This window comes from Kribbella alba (assembly GCF_039529635.1).
In the GTDB taxonomy this organism is placed as follows: domain Bacteria; phylum Actinomycetota; class Actinomycetes; order Propionibacteriales; family Kribbellaceae; genus Kribbella; species Kribbella alba.
Window position 1 is genome coordinate 991,078 of the sequence record NZ_BAAANE010000007.1, and the last position, 15,448, is coordinate 1,006,525.

The following is a 15,448-nucleotide window of genomic DNA, read 5'->3' on the forward strand; positions in this document are numbered from 1 at the left end:
TTCATTTGAGGAGAGGCAGCGGCTTCCTGCCAGTGCTGGTCGTCGCCCTGGCGGTCGCCCTGGCGGGCTGCACCCCGGACAAGGCGCCGCAGAACACGGAGCCGTTGCCGACCCAGGCGATCGGGGATGCCTGTGGTTTCGTGTCACAGGACAGCGCCGAGATCGCTTTGGGCGAGACCGGCCTCTCGCCGGCCGGGTTGAAGCAGGACCTGGCCGGCACCGCCAGGAACGCCGACGGATCCAAGCTGAATCTCGCAGGCTGCAAGTTCTACGCCGCCGGCGACAAGGAACTTGACGTCTCGGTGAAGCAGATCGGGATCCCGCCCTACGAGGAGCGGGCAATCCCGACCGCGTTGAAGGACGGGGGCGCGGACTTCGTCTTTCCTGCTTCTGAAGGCCAGGGGTTCGCCAAGAAGGGTGAGCAGGGTCAGCCGGCCGCTACCGCACAACTGATCCGCGGGGATTGGTACTACCTCGTCTTCCTGACGAAGCAGACCGACGGCCGCAACGCTGTGGACGACGTTGTCGCCGTCCTCCGTCAGGTTGTCGACCAGTTGGGCCTTCCCCGCAGCGAGAACCTCCCACGGCCGTCCGCGTCCCCGACCTCGTGAGCCGCGCGGGTCAGTCCGCGAAGTGCGACTTGGGGATCACGCCGTGGGCGCCGACGGTTCGGTCCACCACCTGGGAGACCTCGAAGTCGGCGGCGGCTGACAGGTAGGCGTAGGCGACGGCGCGGTCCATGCCCAGGTCGTCCTGCAGGAAGTCGAGGGCATTGACCACGGCGCGGCGCATGGCGATGTTCAGGTCGCTGACCTGACCGCCCTGGCTGCCGTCCGGATCCGACAGACCGATCGGGACCCACGAGTCCGGCGTCTCCGCGAAGGGGTAGTGGAACGCGACGGACGGCGCATCGCCCGATCCCGGCTTGCAGACCGTCAGCCGGAAGGTCGCCCGCAGCGAGCCCTCCATCGCGGTGAGCGCGACCTCGCCGCCACCCATCGCCAGGTGCGGATCGCCGACGTGGAACAACGCGCCGTCGGCGAAGACCGGCAGGTAGAAGGTGGACTTGACGCCCAGCAGGTTGATGTCGATGTTCCCGCCGCCGAGCGTCGGTGGGATCGAGTTCAGGGTGGGCGCGGTGAGGTCGGAGGTCTCGGCGAAGGCGACCCCCATCAATCCCATGAACGGGTTGAGCGGGAACGTCACCTCGCCTTTCCGCCCGCGCGGCATCACGCCATTGACCGAGCCGCGCGGCCCACGGCGGACCGGCGTGAACACGGAGACGTTGCCGTACTTGGTCGGATCGCCAGTGGCCCGGCCGTCGGTCGCTACCGGCGGCATCACCTCGGCCAGCGTGATTCCGGCCGGCGCCGTACCACCCGCGAGCTGGGGGAGAGCGCCCTTGCCGTGGCGGCTGGACACCACGCCGTACGGGACGCGCGGCAGCATCGAGAGCATCTCGACCTTGAGGACATCACCCGGCTTGGCGCCGTTGACGAAGATCGGCCCGGTCACCACGTGCGGTCCGTCGACGTCGAAGTTCCGCGCGGTCCGGTCATAGTCGCGCGCGATCTCGATGGCGTCCGTCAGTACGTCGGTACGCCGTACGCCATGGCGGGCGAACCAGCTGACGGGGTCGCGGCCCTGGTCCTCGAGGATGCCCTCGTGCGACACGGTGTCCACCGTGACGGTCTCGCCGGAACCCATCTGCAGAACGGGCTTGCTGCTGAGCGACGGCACGTAACCCCAGCGGACCTGGTCCGTGGCGGAAGGCAGGTAGTGCTTGCCTTGGATCGGACCACGTCCTGGTTGCAGTACCTCACCAGGGAGTGCCGCCGTCGGGGTGCTTGCCGGAGCGGCGGCTTGAGCGGTGGTGGCGGTGGCCGCGGTGATGCCTACAGCGCTCGCAGCGGCGGTCGCGCGGAGGAAGTCCCGCCGCCCGAGCCCCTGTCTCAACGCATCTCGAACCTGGATCAACCGGTCGTTCGTCATCGTCGTGCTCCTCACTGGTCGTCCAGCAAGGTCTACAGATCGGATGTTTCCTGAATTGGAAACAAAGTATCGCTGCGGTTACGCGAGGGACCGCGGGGTCTGCCCGAGGTCGTTCATCGCGCCTTCATGAGGAAGTGGTTTCCCGGCTCTATGGTTGCGGAAAGGTCATGACAGCTGACCGTAAGTAATCAGGGGACCCGCCCAACCCTCGGAGGCCTGACAGATGCGTCGCCTGTTCACGAGTTCCGTCACCGTTCTCGCCGTCCTGACTGCCTGGATCATCGGCGCCACTCCCGCGCTGGCCTATCCGCCCACGCCGCCGTCCGCCAGTACTGCGGCGTCGCAGCTGGCGAGTCTGACTGTGAAGGCCGAAGGTTCCACCACCGGCTACAGCCGGGACCTCTTCCCGCACTGGCACACCGTGTCGGGCACCTGCGACACTCGCGACGAAGTACTGAAGCGCGACGGCACGGGTGTGACCGTCGACAGCAACTGCGAGCCGACCGCCGGCAAGTGGTACAGCGTGTACGACGCCACCTACATCACCGACGACTCCGCGGTCGACATCGACCACATCGTCCCGTTGGCCGAGGCCTGGAAGTCCGGTGCGAACACCTGGACGACCGCCAAGCGCGAGGAGCTCGCGAACAACCTGACCATCGCGCAACTGATCGCGGTATCTGCCTCGAGCAACCGCTCCAAGGGTGACAGGGACCCTGCCTCGTGGAAGCCGACGAACACGTCGGTGCACTGCAGCTACGCCCGCGAGTGGATCTGGGTGAAGTACACCTACAAGCTCTCCCTCCAGTCCACCGAGAAGACGGCCCTCCAGACGATGCTCGCCGACTGCTGACCCCGCTGCTCCCTGTCTTGCGTCCGAAGAAGCGGGGGTCCTGCCCTCCACCTCTTCGGACGCAAGCTCCTGGCGAGGCCGGGGTGGGAGGTTGATCAGGTGTCTTCGAGGAGGCGGCGGCGTTGGGCATGAACGCCGGCCTGGAAGCGGGTGCGGGCGCCGAGGGTGTCCATCAACTCGGCGACGCGGCGACCGACCGTGCGACTGCTCAGTGCGAGCTGGCGGGCGATGGCGTCGTCCTTGAACCCAGCCGCGAGCAACGTCATCAGCCGTGCTTCCAGCGGATCCGTGCTCGCGGTCACCACCGGCACGGCCTGATCCCAGAGCAACCAGAACATCTCCACCAATGCGTCCAGCAAGGCGCAGGGATGCACGACCAGGGCACTGTCGACGAGTTGGTCGACCGACAGCGGCAGCAGGGCCGCCTTCCGGTCGAACACCGCCAGCTTCATCGGCACCTGCGGATGCACCCGCGAGCTCTCCCCGGCATCGGCCGCGCTGTAGGCCTCGTCAATACCGCCGGGCACGTCGAGCGAGTCGGGAGAGTAGATGCCGCGGACCACGACTCCCTCGCGGAGCAGGCCACGAACCGTGGTGTCGGACTGCTCGATCTCCGCGGCGTACGGCGGCCGGTCCAGGACCAGGAGTTGCTCCTGCGTCCCGTTGAGCAGCTGGGCGAACCGGGCGGCGATCGCGTCCTGGCCGACGATCACCTCGACCAGGTTCTCCGGTCGATGCTGCTCCTGCGCCCGCAACTCGGACACGAGCACCCGCGCCTCGGCACGAACCCGGTCCAGCTCAGCCCGCCGTACTGCGACCAGCGCGTCGACCGCCACGTCCGGCCGGGTCGGCAGCAACCGCACCGGCTCGTCCGAGGTGGTGGTGAGCAGGCCGAGCTCCTCGAGCCGCCCGACCGTCGCTCGCACGTCGTCCTCGTCACGGCCGAGTCGCTTGGCGAGGTCGCTCACGCAGCAGCCGGGCGCCGCCAGCAACGCCCGATAGGCCTCTTCATCGGGCGGTTCAACGCCGACCGACTCCAGCATCCGTCCTCCCGGGTCTCGTCCGGATCCCGACACGCTATCCCGTTGTGCGGACCATCCTGGATTCGTTTCCACAGGACGTCGCACGAATGGCGACTTGTGGCCATGTCCGGCATACGTCAGCACAGTTCATGGTGTGGACACCACCCAATTCGATACCACTGGAGGGCCGGGCGCGCGCGGACCGGACAGGGGACGCCCGGTCAAGCCTCAACGCGCGCGCCCGCTCCAGCGACAAGCGCGTCCGGGACGCGGCTGCCGCGATCCGGTGGGACGATGAGACGAAGGTGCATCACAGGCCAATCGCAGGCGCCTTCGGTAACTGCTCTGGTTCAGGCCTCCGCGCGCACTCGCAGTGGCGGGTGGACCCCGGTCTGTGATCGACTTGCTGATCCCTACGCACATGGGAGGCAGGATGAGCGAGAGCGCGGCGACAATCACCGCCCAGGACCGGCCTGAGCTCAAGCGGGTGATGGGCCCAGGACTATTGCTGTTGTTCGTGATCGGCGACATCCTCGGCACCGGTGTCTACGCCCTGACCGGCAAGGTGGCCGGCGAGGTCGGCGGCGCCGTCTGGTTGCCGTTCCTGTGTGCCTTCATCGTGGCGATGCTGACCGCGACGAGCTACCTCGAACTGGTGACGAAGTACCCGAAGGCCGGTGGTGCCGCGGTCTACACGCACAAGGCGTTCGGCATCCACTTCCTCACCTTCCTGCTCACCTTCGCGGTGATGTGCTCGGGGCTCACCTCCGCCTCCAGCGCGTCGAAGGCGTTCTCGGAGAACTTCTTCAAGGCGGTCGAGATCGACTCCTCGCACGGGTCGATCCTGATGATCACCGCGCTGTCGTTCATGGCGTTGATTGCCCTGGTCAACCTTCGCGGCGTCGGCGAGAGCGTGAAGGCGAACGTGGTGCTGACGCTGATCGAGTTGTCCGGACTGCTGATCGTGATCGGGATCGGCGCGTGGGCGCTGGCCAACGGCGACGGCGACACCTCGCGGCTGACGGACTTCAGTACGCCGAACGGGGAGTCGCCGTTCAGCGCGGTCACCGCGGCGACGGCGCTCGCGTTCTTCGCCATGGTCGGCTTCGAGGACTCGGTGAACATGGCCGAGGAGACCAAGGACCCGGTGCGGATCTTCCCCAAGGTGATGCTGCTCGGGCTGACCATCACCGGCGTCATCTACGTGCTGGTGGCGATCTCGGCCGTCGCGCTGGTCTCGCCGGAGGAGCTCAACAAGGGCGCCACCCCGCTGCTGAAGGTCGTCTCGGCCGGGGCGCCGGACTTCCCGCTCCAGCTCTTCGCCTGGATCACCATGTTCGCGGTCGCCAACTCGGCCCTGATCAATATGTTGATGGCAAGCCGCCTGCTCTACGGCATGTCGCACGAGAAGGTGCTGCCGGGCCCGCTCGGCCGGGTCCTGCCCGGTCGCCGCACGCCGTGGGTGGCGATCCTGTTCACCACCCTTCTTGCCTTCTTCCTGATCGGGTACGCCGACCTCGCCGCGCTCGGCGGCACGACGGCGTTCCTGCTGCTCTGCGTGTTCGCGATCGTCAACGTAGCGGTCCTCGTCCTGCGCCGGGACCGGGTGGAGCACAAGCACTTCCACGCGCCGACCGCGCTACCCGTGCTGGGTATCGTGCTGTGCCTCTACCTGGCGAGTCCGCTGTCCGGCCGGGCCTCGGCCGACTACAAGATCGCCGGCTGGTTGATGCTCGTCGGGGTCGGCTTGTGGGCTGTCACCTGGCTGCTGAACAAGTACGTCTTCAAGCGCAAGACCGACTTCGACCCCACCCACCTCGACCCGAGCGGCCCGGTCAACTAGCCGCCTGTTGTCAGCTCTCTGTACTGCGGGCTGTGGGGACCCGGCTGGTCCCCACAGCCCCGGTCCGGCGGATCGGCAGGTTGGCCGCGAGGACGACTGTGCCGAGGGCAACGAGTCCGAGAGCGACCGCGATCCAGCCGAGCGCCGGATAGCCGCTGCCCGCGTCGATCGCGAGACCGCCGAGCCAGGGACCGACGGTGATGCCGACGTTGAACGAGGAGAAGTTGATCGCGGTCGCGAAGGTCGGTGCTCGGTCGGCCAGGCTGAACACCCGGGCGTTGAGTGCCGGGTTGGTCGCGAACCCGAAGCCGCCGAGCAGGAAGATCGCCCCGATCGCGACCACCGGGACTGTCGCCCAGAGCGCGAGAACAGCCGAGAGAGCGGTGACGCCGGTGATCCCGACGAACAGTGTGCGGAACGGGGTGGCGTCCGCGGTCCGGCCGCCGAGGGTGATCCCGATCAGCGAGCCGACGCCGTACAGCGCGAGCACGCCGGGAACCGCACCGGACGGGAGGCCGGTCGCCTCGGTGAGCAGGGGCGCGAGGTAGCTGAAGATCACCAGGATCGCGCCGGTGACGAGCGCGGTCGTGCAGTAGGACAGCCACAGTCGCGGGTTGGCCATGGCACGCACCTCGGCGCCCAGCTGGGGCTTGTTCGCCGGATCCGGCCGGCCGCCGGGAATCGTGGCCAGCACCCCCACCATCGCGAGCGTCGACAACGCCGCGACGGTCCAGAAGGCCGCTCGCCAGCCCAGATGCTGGCCGATCACCGTGCCGGCCGGGAGTCCGACGATGGTGGCGATGGTGAGGCCGCCCGCGACGACGCTCATCGCCTTGGCCCGGCTCGTCACCGGCACCAATCCGACTGCCGTGACGGCCGCGACCGCCCAGAACCCGGCGTACACGAAGGCACCGACGACGCGGGTCGCGAGGAGGAGCTGGTAGTTCGGGGTGAGGGCCCCGCCGACATGGGCGAGCGCGAAGATCGCAAGGAACACCAGCAGTGCGGTCCGTCGCGGCCAGCGCAAGGTGACCACGGCCAGCACCGGAGCGCCGATCAGCATGCCGACCGCGAAGGCCGAGACCAGCAGGCCCGCAGCCGGGATCGACACCTCCAGATCCGTGGCCAGCTCAGGCAGCAGCCCGGCCAGCATCAGCTCGGACGTGCCCTGGGCGAAGATGGCCAGCCCCAGGACGTAGACAGCGATCGGCATCGCGAATTCCCCCTCCGGAATTCTGGGTCGTGCGGGCGGAACGGCTCAGAGCGGCCAAGGCGGTGTTCGCGACCACTGACCACTGACCACTGACCACTGTCGGCGCGGCTACGCGCCGCCACGCGGAAACCACTCATTGTGACGTAATCACCGACCGCAGCGACAGGCGGACTCCGAATGGCGGACGAAACGCGGTCCGGGCCCCCGGGTTTGGAAGGATCCGGCATCGTTGGGACATGAGTTCCTCGACTCCTGCCCGGCGGACCCGCAGCGTCGTGGACGTCGCCCGCATCAGCAGCGGGATCAAGCTGCTGGTCCTGCTGGTCGGGTTGATGTGGCTCAGCGAGATCGTCGACACCGCCTTGCATGGCCGGCTCGACCAGTACGGGATCGTCGCGCGCGAGCCGGACGGGCTGTTCGGCATCCTGACCGCGCCATTCCTGCACCTGGGCTTCGGCCACCTGATCTCGAACACATTGCCGCTGGTCACCTTGGGCGCGCTGATCGCGATCAGCGGCGCGATGCGGCTGTTCTCGGTGACGGCGATCGTCACCACGATCGGCGGCCTCGGCACCTGGCTCGTCTCACCGCCGCACACCATCACGATAGGTGCCAGCGGCCTGGTCTTCGGCTATGCCGCCTACCTGATCGCCCGGGGGATCTTCAACCGCCGGATCGGCCAGGTCCTGATCGGCGTGGTCGTCGTGCTGGTCTGGGGGAGTGCTCTCCTGGGCGGTCTGCTGCCGCAGGACGGCATCTCGTGGCAAGGCCACCTGTTCGGCGGCATCGCCGGCCTCCTGGCGGCCTGGTTCCTCTCCGACGACCGCCCCACCAAGCAACGCGTCGCCTAGTACGACAGCCGTAGTTCGTGGTGATGCCTTTTCGGCAGGGGGCCGCGGAGGGCTGGGTGGGTGCGGCCCTGGCCAAGAGTGGGGACCTGGGACAGGTAGTCGGGGCCTTGAACACGTTATTTCGTGTCCGCGGTCCCTGTTTGGTGTTCAAGGTCGCCGCTTCGGGAGTGCTGCGCAGTCCGGGCCTGTCCCCGCAACATCACAAACTCCGGCTGTAAGCTCCCTAGGTCGCCCATTCTCGACCCCGATCCACCGCCCCGGTCAAGTTGCGCTGGGCATCGGTCGGTGCCGGCGGCGCCTGACCATTACGAGCACCATCAGCAACACGATCACTCCGGGCACACCCGCGGCGATCGGAATCAGCCCACTGGCGTCGAGTGTGCGCTCGGGCGCGACCTCCAGCCGCATCGCCTTGCTCGAGACCACCTCACTGGCCGCCTGGCCGGAGGTGATGACGACGTAGACCATGAACCGCCCGCTGTTCACCGCCTGCAGCTCCCACTCGAGTGGCTCGGTCTCCCCGCCGCCGAGCGGGTCGAGGTACTGCGTGCGCTCGCCGGACCAGTCCTCCGGATCGACGTACACGCCCGGGTCGACGGCCAGGATGTTGAGGTGAGCGATCGCGCCGGACAGCTCCTGCTCGCCCGGGTTGCGAACGTTCGAGGTGAACTTCAAGGTCTGGCCCAGCCCGATGCCGGCTTGGGTCTTGTCCAGCTCGACGCTCACCGGACCCAGTTCGGCGACCGTCGGCGACGCCGCTCCTGCAGCAAGCGGTGTCAGGCCGATGGCCGCGACGACAGCGGCCGCTACCGGGATGGCAAAGAATCTCCTCACCGCGGTCCTGCGGGAGCTGCTCATCCTCGCCCCCTGAAGCCGAGCTTCACGCGACCCGAGACTGCCAGCGCCAGTCCGAGCGCGACCACCGCGGCGATAGCCGGGCCGACGAGCCAGTGACCTTCCTGGCTGAAGCTTCGAGAGTTGATGATCGTCCGGCTGAGGTAGCGCAGGCCGGCGGTGAACGGGTCCGCGCGCAGCAACAGATCCCCGAACCAGCCGCGCTGGGCCGACGTGGGCATCTGGGTCGGTGCAAACAGCGCCAGCAGGATGAACACACTGGCCGACAGGCTGACCCGGTTCGAGTCCGCGAAGGTGCTGATCAGCAGGCCGAGCCCCACCATCCCCAACGACAGCAGGGATCCCACCAGGAACCCATTCAGCAACGCGGTACGCACGACTCCGACACCTCGGCCGAGGTACCAGACGTAGGGCACGGCCACGACGAAGGCGACCAGCCACAACGTGTACGCGGCTACCCCTTGCCGATGACGATGGAGCGTCGCGAGATCGGTGCGAGCAGCAGGCTCTCGAGGGTGCCGCGCTCACGCTCGCCGCTGATGGCATCCGCCGCGGCCAGCAGTGCGAGAAGGGCACCGATCGCCACGGCGACCTGCAGCGTCAAGCTGACGGACTCGCGTTGCTCCAGAAAATTGAGTGCCTCATTGGTGGCCGTCAGATAGGTCGTCACGCTGAGGACGACCGCGTAGGCGAGAAGCAGGGCCAGGCCGCGACCACCCAGCCACAGGTCACGGACCTCCCGCTCGGCAACGACGAGCCACGGCGTACGCCCCGCTCGGGCTGGTGACTTCGTGACAGTAGCCATCAGACGTCCTCCGTGACGGCCAGGAAGGCATCGCTGAGCCGGCCGCCTTCGAGCGCGAACCCCAGCACGGGGACCCCTGCCTCGAGCAGGGCACCGATCGCCTGCGTAACAGCCACTTCCAGTTGGAGGTCGGAAGGGATGCTCAACTCGAGCTCGCCCCGCCGGCCACCGCCGTTCGCCTTGGCGAGGACGTCGGTTGAAGCCAGTGCCGCCAGCGCCCGGTCCAGCAACTCCGGCGGGATCTTCAGCTGGCCGTGGCGTGGCGCGGCAGCCTGCCGGACCACCTCGGCGACGGTGCCTTGAGCAACGATCTTGCCGCGGTTCAGGATCACCACGCGGTCGCAGATCTGCTCGACGTCCGCGAGCACGTGGGTGCTCAGGAGGACCGTGGCACCGCGCTGGCGCGCGACCCGGCTGATCTGGTCGAGCACCTGGACCTGGCCACTCGGGTCCAGGCCGAGCGTCGGCTCGTCGAGGAACACGACGTCCGGGTCGTTGACCAACGCGCGCGCGATCCCGAGTCGTTGCCGCATGCCCCTGCTGTAGCTGGAGATCAGGGCGTGGCCGCGGTCGGCCAGCCCGACGTCCGCGAGCAGGCGGCGCGCCGTCGACCGGGCGTCGGCGCGGGTCCGGCCGAACAGTTCGGCGTGGTAGCAAAGCCATTCCTCGCCAGTCTGGCCGCCGGGATAGCCGGCACTTTCCGGCAGCACCCCGACCCGTCGACGAATGTCAGCAGGTCTGGTGTGCGGGATGCCGGCGACGGTGAAGGCGCCGCTGTCGGGTGCCAGGATCGTTGTGAGCATTCGGATCGCCGTCGTCTTCCCGGCGCCGTTCGGCCCGAGGAAACCCAGCACTGTCCCGGCCGCGACCTCGAGATCGAGCGACTCCACCGCGACGACCCGGCCGTAGGACTTGCGCAGTTCGCGTGCCTCGAGTGCCGCTTCACCGGCCACGATCAGCCGCCCCGCTCGGGCCCGGAAACTCGTAGAACCTCCATGACGCCCCCTCACCCGCGCGCGGTCGGGTGCTGCATCCGCCACCGTCATCGCGGCGTCCAGCGCCGCGTGGACGCCCCGAGAACCGCGTGGCTAGCGCCATAATCCCCGATGCGCCTTGGCGTCATCGTGAAGGCATGACGGCGGATCAGCAAGGGGTCAAGGGCGAATTGGTGACCGAAGCGATACCTTCGATCACTTTCCAGGACCGGGGCCGCATTGCACACTGGCGGCACGAGACACCGGTCGGGGGACATGCCGTCGGCGTGCGGCCAGGTGCCCTGGGGGAGGGGAACGAGATGCGACGTTCTCGCATCGGTTACGCACTAGTACTGACCGCCGGCCTGACCGGGCCGATCATGCTTGCCGGTTGTGGTGCTGACGAAGTGGCTGGTCCGCAGGCGACCACCGCACCGGAAACGACCGCCACACAAGGGGTTCCGACGACCGCGCGGACGGCCAGTCCGCCGACGACCCCGCGACCGGTGCCGGAGACCGGCCCCGAGCCGGGCTTCGACCGTACTGCGTTCGGGCCATCGGCGACGGTCAACAACAAGTTCTTCCCGCTCCGGCCAGGGATGCGGCTTTCCTATCGTGGGCAGACGATCGAGGACGGCGAGCGCCTCACGCGCAGCGTCATCTTCATCGTTACGGACCTGACCAAAGTGATCGACGGCGTCCGCACCCGCGTGGTCTGGGAAAGGGACTACAAGGCCGGGGTGCTGGATGAGGCCGAGCTGGCGTTCTTCGCCCAGGCAGATGACGGCACCGTCTGGCACTTCGGGGAGTACCCAGAGGTGTTCGAGGAGGGCAAGGTGGTCGAGACGCCGACCTGGATCCACGGACTGAAGGGTGCGCGGGCCGGTATCGCCATGAAGGCCCAGCCGAAGCTCAAGGAACGCAGCTATGCGCAGGGCTGGGGTCCTGCGGTGAACTGGGCGGACCGCGCACGGATTCACCAGGTCGGGCAGCGCACCTGCGTTGCGACCGGCTGCTTCTCCGGCGTGATCGTCACCGACGAGTACAACCTCGCCGAGCCCGGCGCCCATCAACTCAAGTACTTCGCGGCCGGCGTCGGAAACGTACGGGTCGGGTACTTCGGCAACGATCCGAACAAGGAAACGCTTGAACTGACAAGCGCGGCGCCACTGTCACGGGCCGGCCTCGCGGCGGCGCGGGCAGAGGCACTGAAGATGGAGAAGAGCGCCTACCAGCGCAGCAAGGATGTCTACGCCAAGACAGCGCCGATGAACTGAACCCCAGCTGAATTGTGACCCGGTAAGGCATTGACGGTCCGTAGTGATCGTGGTCACACTTCCGATCAAGAGGAACGGGACTACAGGTTTGGCCGTGGGGGCACGTCGCCAGACTTTCAGTCAGGCGTGATCGCTGCCGACGACGAGGTCCGCCTTCACGTGCCGTGTTCCTTCGGGGGAAGGAGAGGCGCACCAATGCGCTCGATCACTGCCGCATGCCTGCGATTTCGCTTCATCGTCGTGCCGCTGGCCGGCGTGTTGCTGATCCTCGGGGTCAACCAGATCAGATCCACGCCGGTCGACGTGCTGCCGGAGTACCTGCCGCCGACCGTCCAGATCCAGACCGAGGCACTCGGGCTGTCCGCGTCCGAGGTGGAGCAACTCGTCACGGTCCCGCTCGAGGCGGATCTGCTGAACGGCGTGGCCTTCCTCGACGAGATCCGCTCCGAGTCCGTCAACGGCCTCTCGTCGATCGACCTGGTGTTCGAGCCCGGGACCGACATCATGGCTGCCCGCCAGCTCGTCCAGGAGCGGATGACGCAGGCGCACGCGCTGCCGAACGTCTCGCGACCGCCCTTGATGCTGCAGCCCCTGTCGTCCACCGGCCGGGTGATGGTGATCGGCTTGTCAGCCGGCGACCTGTCCCTGACCGAGTTGTCTGTGCTAGCCCGCTGGAAGATCAAGCCGGCGCTGCTCGGCGTACCGGGTGTGGCCAACGTGGCCATCTGGGGTCAGCGCGAACGGCAGCTGCAGGTGCAGGTCGACCCGGACAAGATGCGTGCCCACGGAGTGTCGCTGGTCCAGGTCATGAAGACCACCGGGAACGCGCTATGGGTCTCGCCGCTGAGCTTCGTCGAGGCCTCGACACCCGGTACGGGCGGTTTCATCGACACCCCCAACCAACGGCTCAGCATCCAGCATATCCTGCCGATCACGACCGCCCAGGACCTTTCGCGGGTCAGCCTGGAACCCAAGGACGGCGCGCCGGAAACGCAGAACACGAACCTCAAGCTGAGCGATGTCGCCACCGTGGTGGAGGACCACCAGCCGCTGATCGGTGACGCGGTCGTGAACGACGACCGCAACCTGATGCTCGTGGTCGAGAAGTTCCCCGGCGAGAGCACGCTGGGCGTGACGCAGCGCGTCGAGGCCGAGCTGCAGAAGCTTCAGCCGGGCCTCACCGGCATCACGCTGGACACCTCGGTCTACCGCCCGGCGACCTTCATCGAGTCGGGTCTGAACGGGCTTGCCATCGCCGGCCTGATCGGCCTCCTGCTGGTACTGCTCATCGTCATCGCCCTGCTCGCCTCCTGGCGCGCCGCGGTCGTTGCCCTGATCACCATTCCGCTGTCGTTGGCCGTCGCGCTGTTCGTGCTGAACCTGCGCGGGGCGACCTTCAACGCGATGGTGCTGGTCGGGCTGTTGATGGCGGTCGGTGTGGTGGTCGGAGATGCGGTCACGGATGCGGACGCGATCGGCCGCCGCCTGCGAGACCGCCGGTTACCGGAGGACAAGGCCGAGGCCCGGGTTGCCCGGGCATCACTGGAAGCCCGGACCCCGCTGATCGTGGGGACCCTGATCATCATCGTGATCACCGCGCCGATGGTGCTGTTGGAAGGCGTCACCGACGCGTTCGCGGATCCGCTCGTGCTGTCCTACCTGCTAGCGGTGGTGATCTCGACGATCGTCGCCCTCACGGTGACTCCTGCGCTCTTGCTGCTCCTGTCCGTCGGACACCGCACGCCTGGCAGAGTACGGCGGTCGAGCCGGCTGTACCGCTGGTATGTCCGCACGGTCCGGCGCCTGATCGCCCGCCCGGTTCAGGTGATGGTTGCCGCCGGCCTCGCGCTGCTCCTGGCCCTGGCGATCGTGCCGACACTCGCTCAGTCGGCGTTGCCGACCACCAGGGAGACCGACGTACAGGTCAGCTGGGACGGTTACCCCGGTACGTCGTACCCCGAGATGGCGCGGATCACCGCGGCAGTCAGCCGTGAACTGCGGGCCGTTCCCGGGGTTCGCAACGTCGGCGGGCATCTCGGCCGGGCCATCACCTCCGACAAGGCCGTCAGCGTCAACTCCGGCGAGCTGTGGGTCAGCATCGACCCCGACGCCGACTACGACCGGACCACGACCGCGATCCGCTCGGTCATCAACGGCTACCCGGGGCTGAACCACAACCTGCGCACCCATCCGGACCGGCAACTCGAGGCCGCGCGGACCGGCATCACCGGGGACCTGGCGGTTCGGGTCTACGGTCAGGATGCCACCGTCCTGCGTCAGAAGGCCGACGAGATCCGCGCCGCGATGGCGGAGGTCGACGGGGTCCGCGAGGCCCGCGTCGAGGCCCAGATCGACGAGCCGACGATCGAGGTACAGGTCGACCTCGGTGCAGCGCAACGTCACGGCATCAAGCCCGGTGATGTCCGCCGGGCGGCGGCGCTGATGCTCGCCGGCGTCGAGGTCGGGAGTCTGTTCGAGGAACAGAAGGTCTTCGAGGTCGTCGTTTGGAGCTCGGAGAAGTCCCGCAGCAGCCTGACCAGTGTGGAGAACCTCAACGTCGACAAACCCGATGGCGGTCAGGTCCGGCTCGGCGACGTCGCCAGTGTCAAGATCGTGCCGGCGCCGACCATGATCAAGCGCAACGCGGTGTCGCGGTACGTCGACGTGGTCGCCGATGTCAGCGGCCGCAGCCTCGGAGAGGTGGCCGACGAGGTCGGTACACGGATCAAGACCGTCGAGTTCCCGATCGAGCACCACGCCGAGGTGCTCGGCGAGGCTGAGCAACGGCCCGGCGACGATCTCCGGGTCCTGGGTGCCGTACTCGCCGCGATCATCCTCACCTTCCTGTTGCTGCAGGCAACTCTCGGCTCGTGGCGCCTTGCCACCCTCGCCGTGCTGACCCTCCCGGCCGCAGCCTCGGGGGCGTTGATAGCGATGCTCCTCGGCAACCGGGAGCTGTCGCTGGTCACCATCGGCGCGTTGCTGGCGGTCGTCGGAATGGCGGCCAGGCAGGCTCTGATGCTCCTCAAGCGCTACCAGACGCTGGGGGAGCAGGGCCGGCCGGCCGGGACGAGTCTGGCTGTGCGCGGAGCCGGTGAACGACTCGCGTCGACGCTGGTCGTGCCGCTCGCAGCCGCTGCCGCGTTGATCCCACTGCTGTTCGTCGACTTCCCCGGCGGTGACACGGTCCGGCCAGTGGTCCAGGTGCTGCTCGGCGGACTCGCGACCTCCGCACTGTTCTATCTGTTCTGCCTGCCGTCCTTGTATGTCCACTTCTCGGCTCCGGCCCGGGTCGACCAGAAAGGGGAATGACGATGCGCGTCACGAGTCGATGGGCGGCCGCAGGCCTCCTGGTTGGCGGCCTGGTCCTGTCCGGCTGCTCGGACACCGCGGAGGCGGAGTCCGAGCTGCCTTCACCCGCCAAGGTCGAGGCCATCGCGGGCTCGCAGCTGAGCCGGCTGACGCTCGAGGCGAGAGCCATCGAGCGCGTCGGGATCAAGACCGAACCCGCCAAGGATTCCGGTGCACAGGGCCGCAAGGTGGTCCCCTATGCAGCGGTGATCTACGACGCGACCGGCGGGACCTGGGTCTACACCAACCCCGAACCGCGGGTATACCTGCGGCAGGCCATCAAGGTCGAGACCATCGCCGCCGGACAGGCGATCCTGTCGGCTGGTCCGGCCGCCGGCACAGCCGTGGTCACGGTCGGCGCGGCGGAACTGTACGGAACCGAGCTCGGCGTCGACCACTGATGCGGTAGGGG

At 67.9% G+C, this 15,448-nt stretch carries 14 protein-coding genes; 7 read left to right on the top strand and 7 right to left on the bottom strand.

What is annotated here, in order from left to right; translation table 11 throughout:
- Positions 1-5 precede the first annotated feature (5 nt).
- Positions 6-611 carry a hypothetical protein gene (locus ABD210_RS22520; protein ID WP_344113916.1) on the top strand — a complete coding sequence of 202 codons (606 nt, stop codon included), beginning with the start codon at positions 6-8 and terminating at the stop codon, positions 609-611.
- Positions 612-621: 10 nt separating this feature from the next.
- On the opposite strand, the gene ABD210_RS22525 is transcribed toward ABD210_RS22520, so the two are convergent.
- Positions 622-1,992, bottom strand: a complete 1,371-nt coding sequence (locus ABD210_RS22525; protein WP_344113917.1) for an acetamidase/formamidase family protein — start codon at positions 1,990-1,992, stop codon at positions 622-624.
- A 223-nt stretch (positions 1,993-2,215) separates the two neighbouring features.
- Here ABD210_RS22525 and ABD210_RS22530 point away from each other — a divergent pair, with 223 nt between their 5' ends.
- Positions 2,216-2,845, top strand: a complete 630-nt coding sequence (locus ABD210_RS22530) for an HNH endonuclease family protein (RefSeq protein ID WP_344113919.1) — start codon at positions 2,216-2,218, stop codon at positions 2,843-2,845.
- A gap of 95 nt (positions 2,846-2,940) precedes the next feature.
- Here the strand turns inward: ABD210_RS22530 and ABD210_RS22535 are convergent, their stop codons facing one another.
- A complete protein-coding gene (locus ABD210_RS22535; RefSeq protein WP_344113921.1) occupies positions 2,941-3,888 on the bottom strand; it encodes a LuxR C-terminal-related transcriptional regulator in 948 nt (315 codons plus the stop codon).
- Positions 3,889-4,300: 412 nt separating this feature from the next.
- Between ABD210_RS22535 and ABD210_RS22540 the strand changes: the two genes are divergently transcribed.
- Positions 4,301-5,710: an APC family permease gene (locus tag ABD210_RS22540; protein WP_344113922.1), complete on the top strand. Its 1,410-nt coding sequence runs from the start codon at positions 4,301-4,303 to the stop codon at positions 5,708-5,710.
- Between the two features lie 10 nt (positions 5,711-5,720).
- On the opposite strand, the gene ABD210_RS22545 is transcribed toward ABD210_RS22540, so the two are convergent.
- Complete coding sequence (locus ABD210_RS22545) at positions 5,721-6,923, bottom strand: Cmx/CmrA family chloramphenicol efflux MFS transporter (RefSeq protein ID WP_344113924.1); 1,203 nt, start codon at positions 6,921-6,923, stop codon at positions 5,721-5,723.
- A 236-nt stretch (positions 6,924-7,159) separates the two neighbouring features.
- Between ABD210_RS22545 and ABD210_RS22550 the strand changes: the two genes are divergently transcribed.
- Entirely contained in the window at positions 7,160-7,774 is a 615-nt protein-coding gene (locus tag ABD210_RS22550) for a rhomboid family intramembrane serine protease (RefSeq protein WP_344113926.1), read from the top strand.
- Between the two features lie 261 nt (positions 7,775-8,035).
- Here ABD210_RS22550 and ABD210_RS22555 read toward each other — a convergent pair whose 3' ends face one another.
- The 4 genes from ABD210_RS22555 to ABD210_RS22570 all read right to left on the bottom strand — a co-directional run bounded on the left by ABD210_RS22555 (position 8,036) and on the right by ABD210_RS22570 (position 10,387).
- Positions 8,036-8,608, bottom strand: a complete 573-nt coding sequence (locus ABD210_RS22555) for a COG1361 family protein (protein ID WP_344113927.1) — start codon at positions 8,606-8,608, stop codon at positions 8,036-8,038.
- A 20-nt stretch (positions 8,609-8,628) separates the two neighbouring features.
- Complete coding sequence (locus ABD210_RS22560; RefSeq protein ID WP_344113928.1) at positions 8,629-9,006, bottom strand: hypothetical protein; 378 nt, start codon at positions 9,004-9,006, stop codon at positions 8,629-8,631.
- 77 nt (positions 9,007-9,083) lie between these two features.
- Positions 9,084-9,434 carry an ABC transporter permease subunit gene (locus ABD210_RS22565; RefSeq protein ID WP_344113930.1) on the bottom strand — a complete coding sequence of 117 codons (351 nt, stop codon included), beginning with the start codon at positions 9,432-9,434 and terminating at the stop codon, positions 9,084-9,086.
- Complete coding sequence (locus ABD210_RS22570) at positions 9,434-10,387, bottom strand: ABC transporter ATP-binding protein (RefSeq protein WP_344113932.1); 954 nt, start codon at positions 10,385-10,387, stop codon at positions 9,434-9,436. The genes ABD210_RS22565 and ABD210_RS22570 overlap by 1 nt, the downstream gene beginning before the upstream one ends.
- Before the next feature lie 341 nt (positions 10,388-10,728).
- Here ABD210_RS22570 and ABD210_RS22575 point away from each other — a divergent pair, with 341 nt between their 5' ends.
- The 3 genes from ABD210_RS22575 (at position 10,729) to ABD210_RS22585 (ending at position 15,437) form a co-directional block, all read left to right on the top strand.
- Positions 10,729-11,685 (top strand): hypothetical protein, encoded by a 957-nt coding sequence (locus ABD210_RS22575; RefSeq protein ID WP_344113933.1) that lies wholly within the window; start codon positions 10,729-10,731, stop codon positions 11,683-11,685.
- Between the two features lie 195 nt (positions 11,686-11,880).
- On the top strand, positions 11,881-14,997 hold the full coding sequence (locus ABD210_RS22580) for an efflux RND transporter permease subunit (RefSeq protein WP_344113934.1): 3,117 nt from the start codon (positions 11,881-11,883) through the stop codon (positions 14,995-14,997).
- A 2-nt stretch (positions 14,998-14,999) separates the two neighbouring features.
- A complete protein-coding gene (locus ABD210_RS22585; protein ID WP_344113935.1) occupies positions 15,000-15,437 on the top strand; it encodes a hypothetical protein in 438 nt (145 codons plus the stop codon).
- Positions 15,438-15,448: the final 11 nt, after the last annotated feature.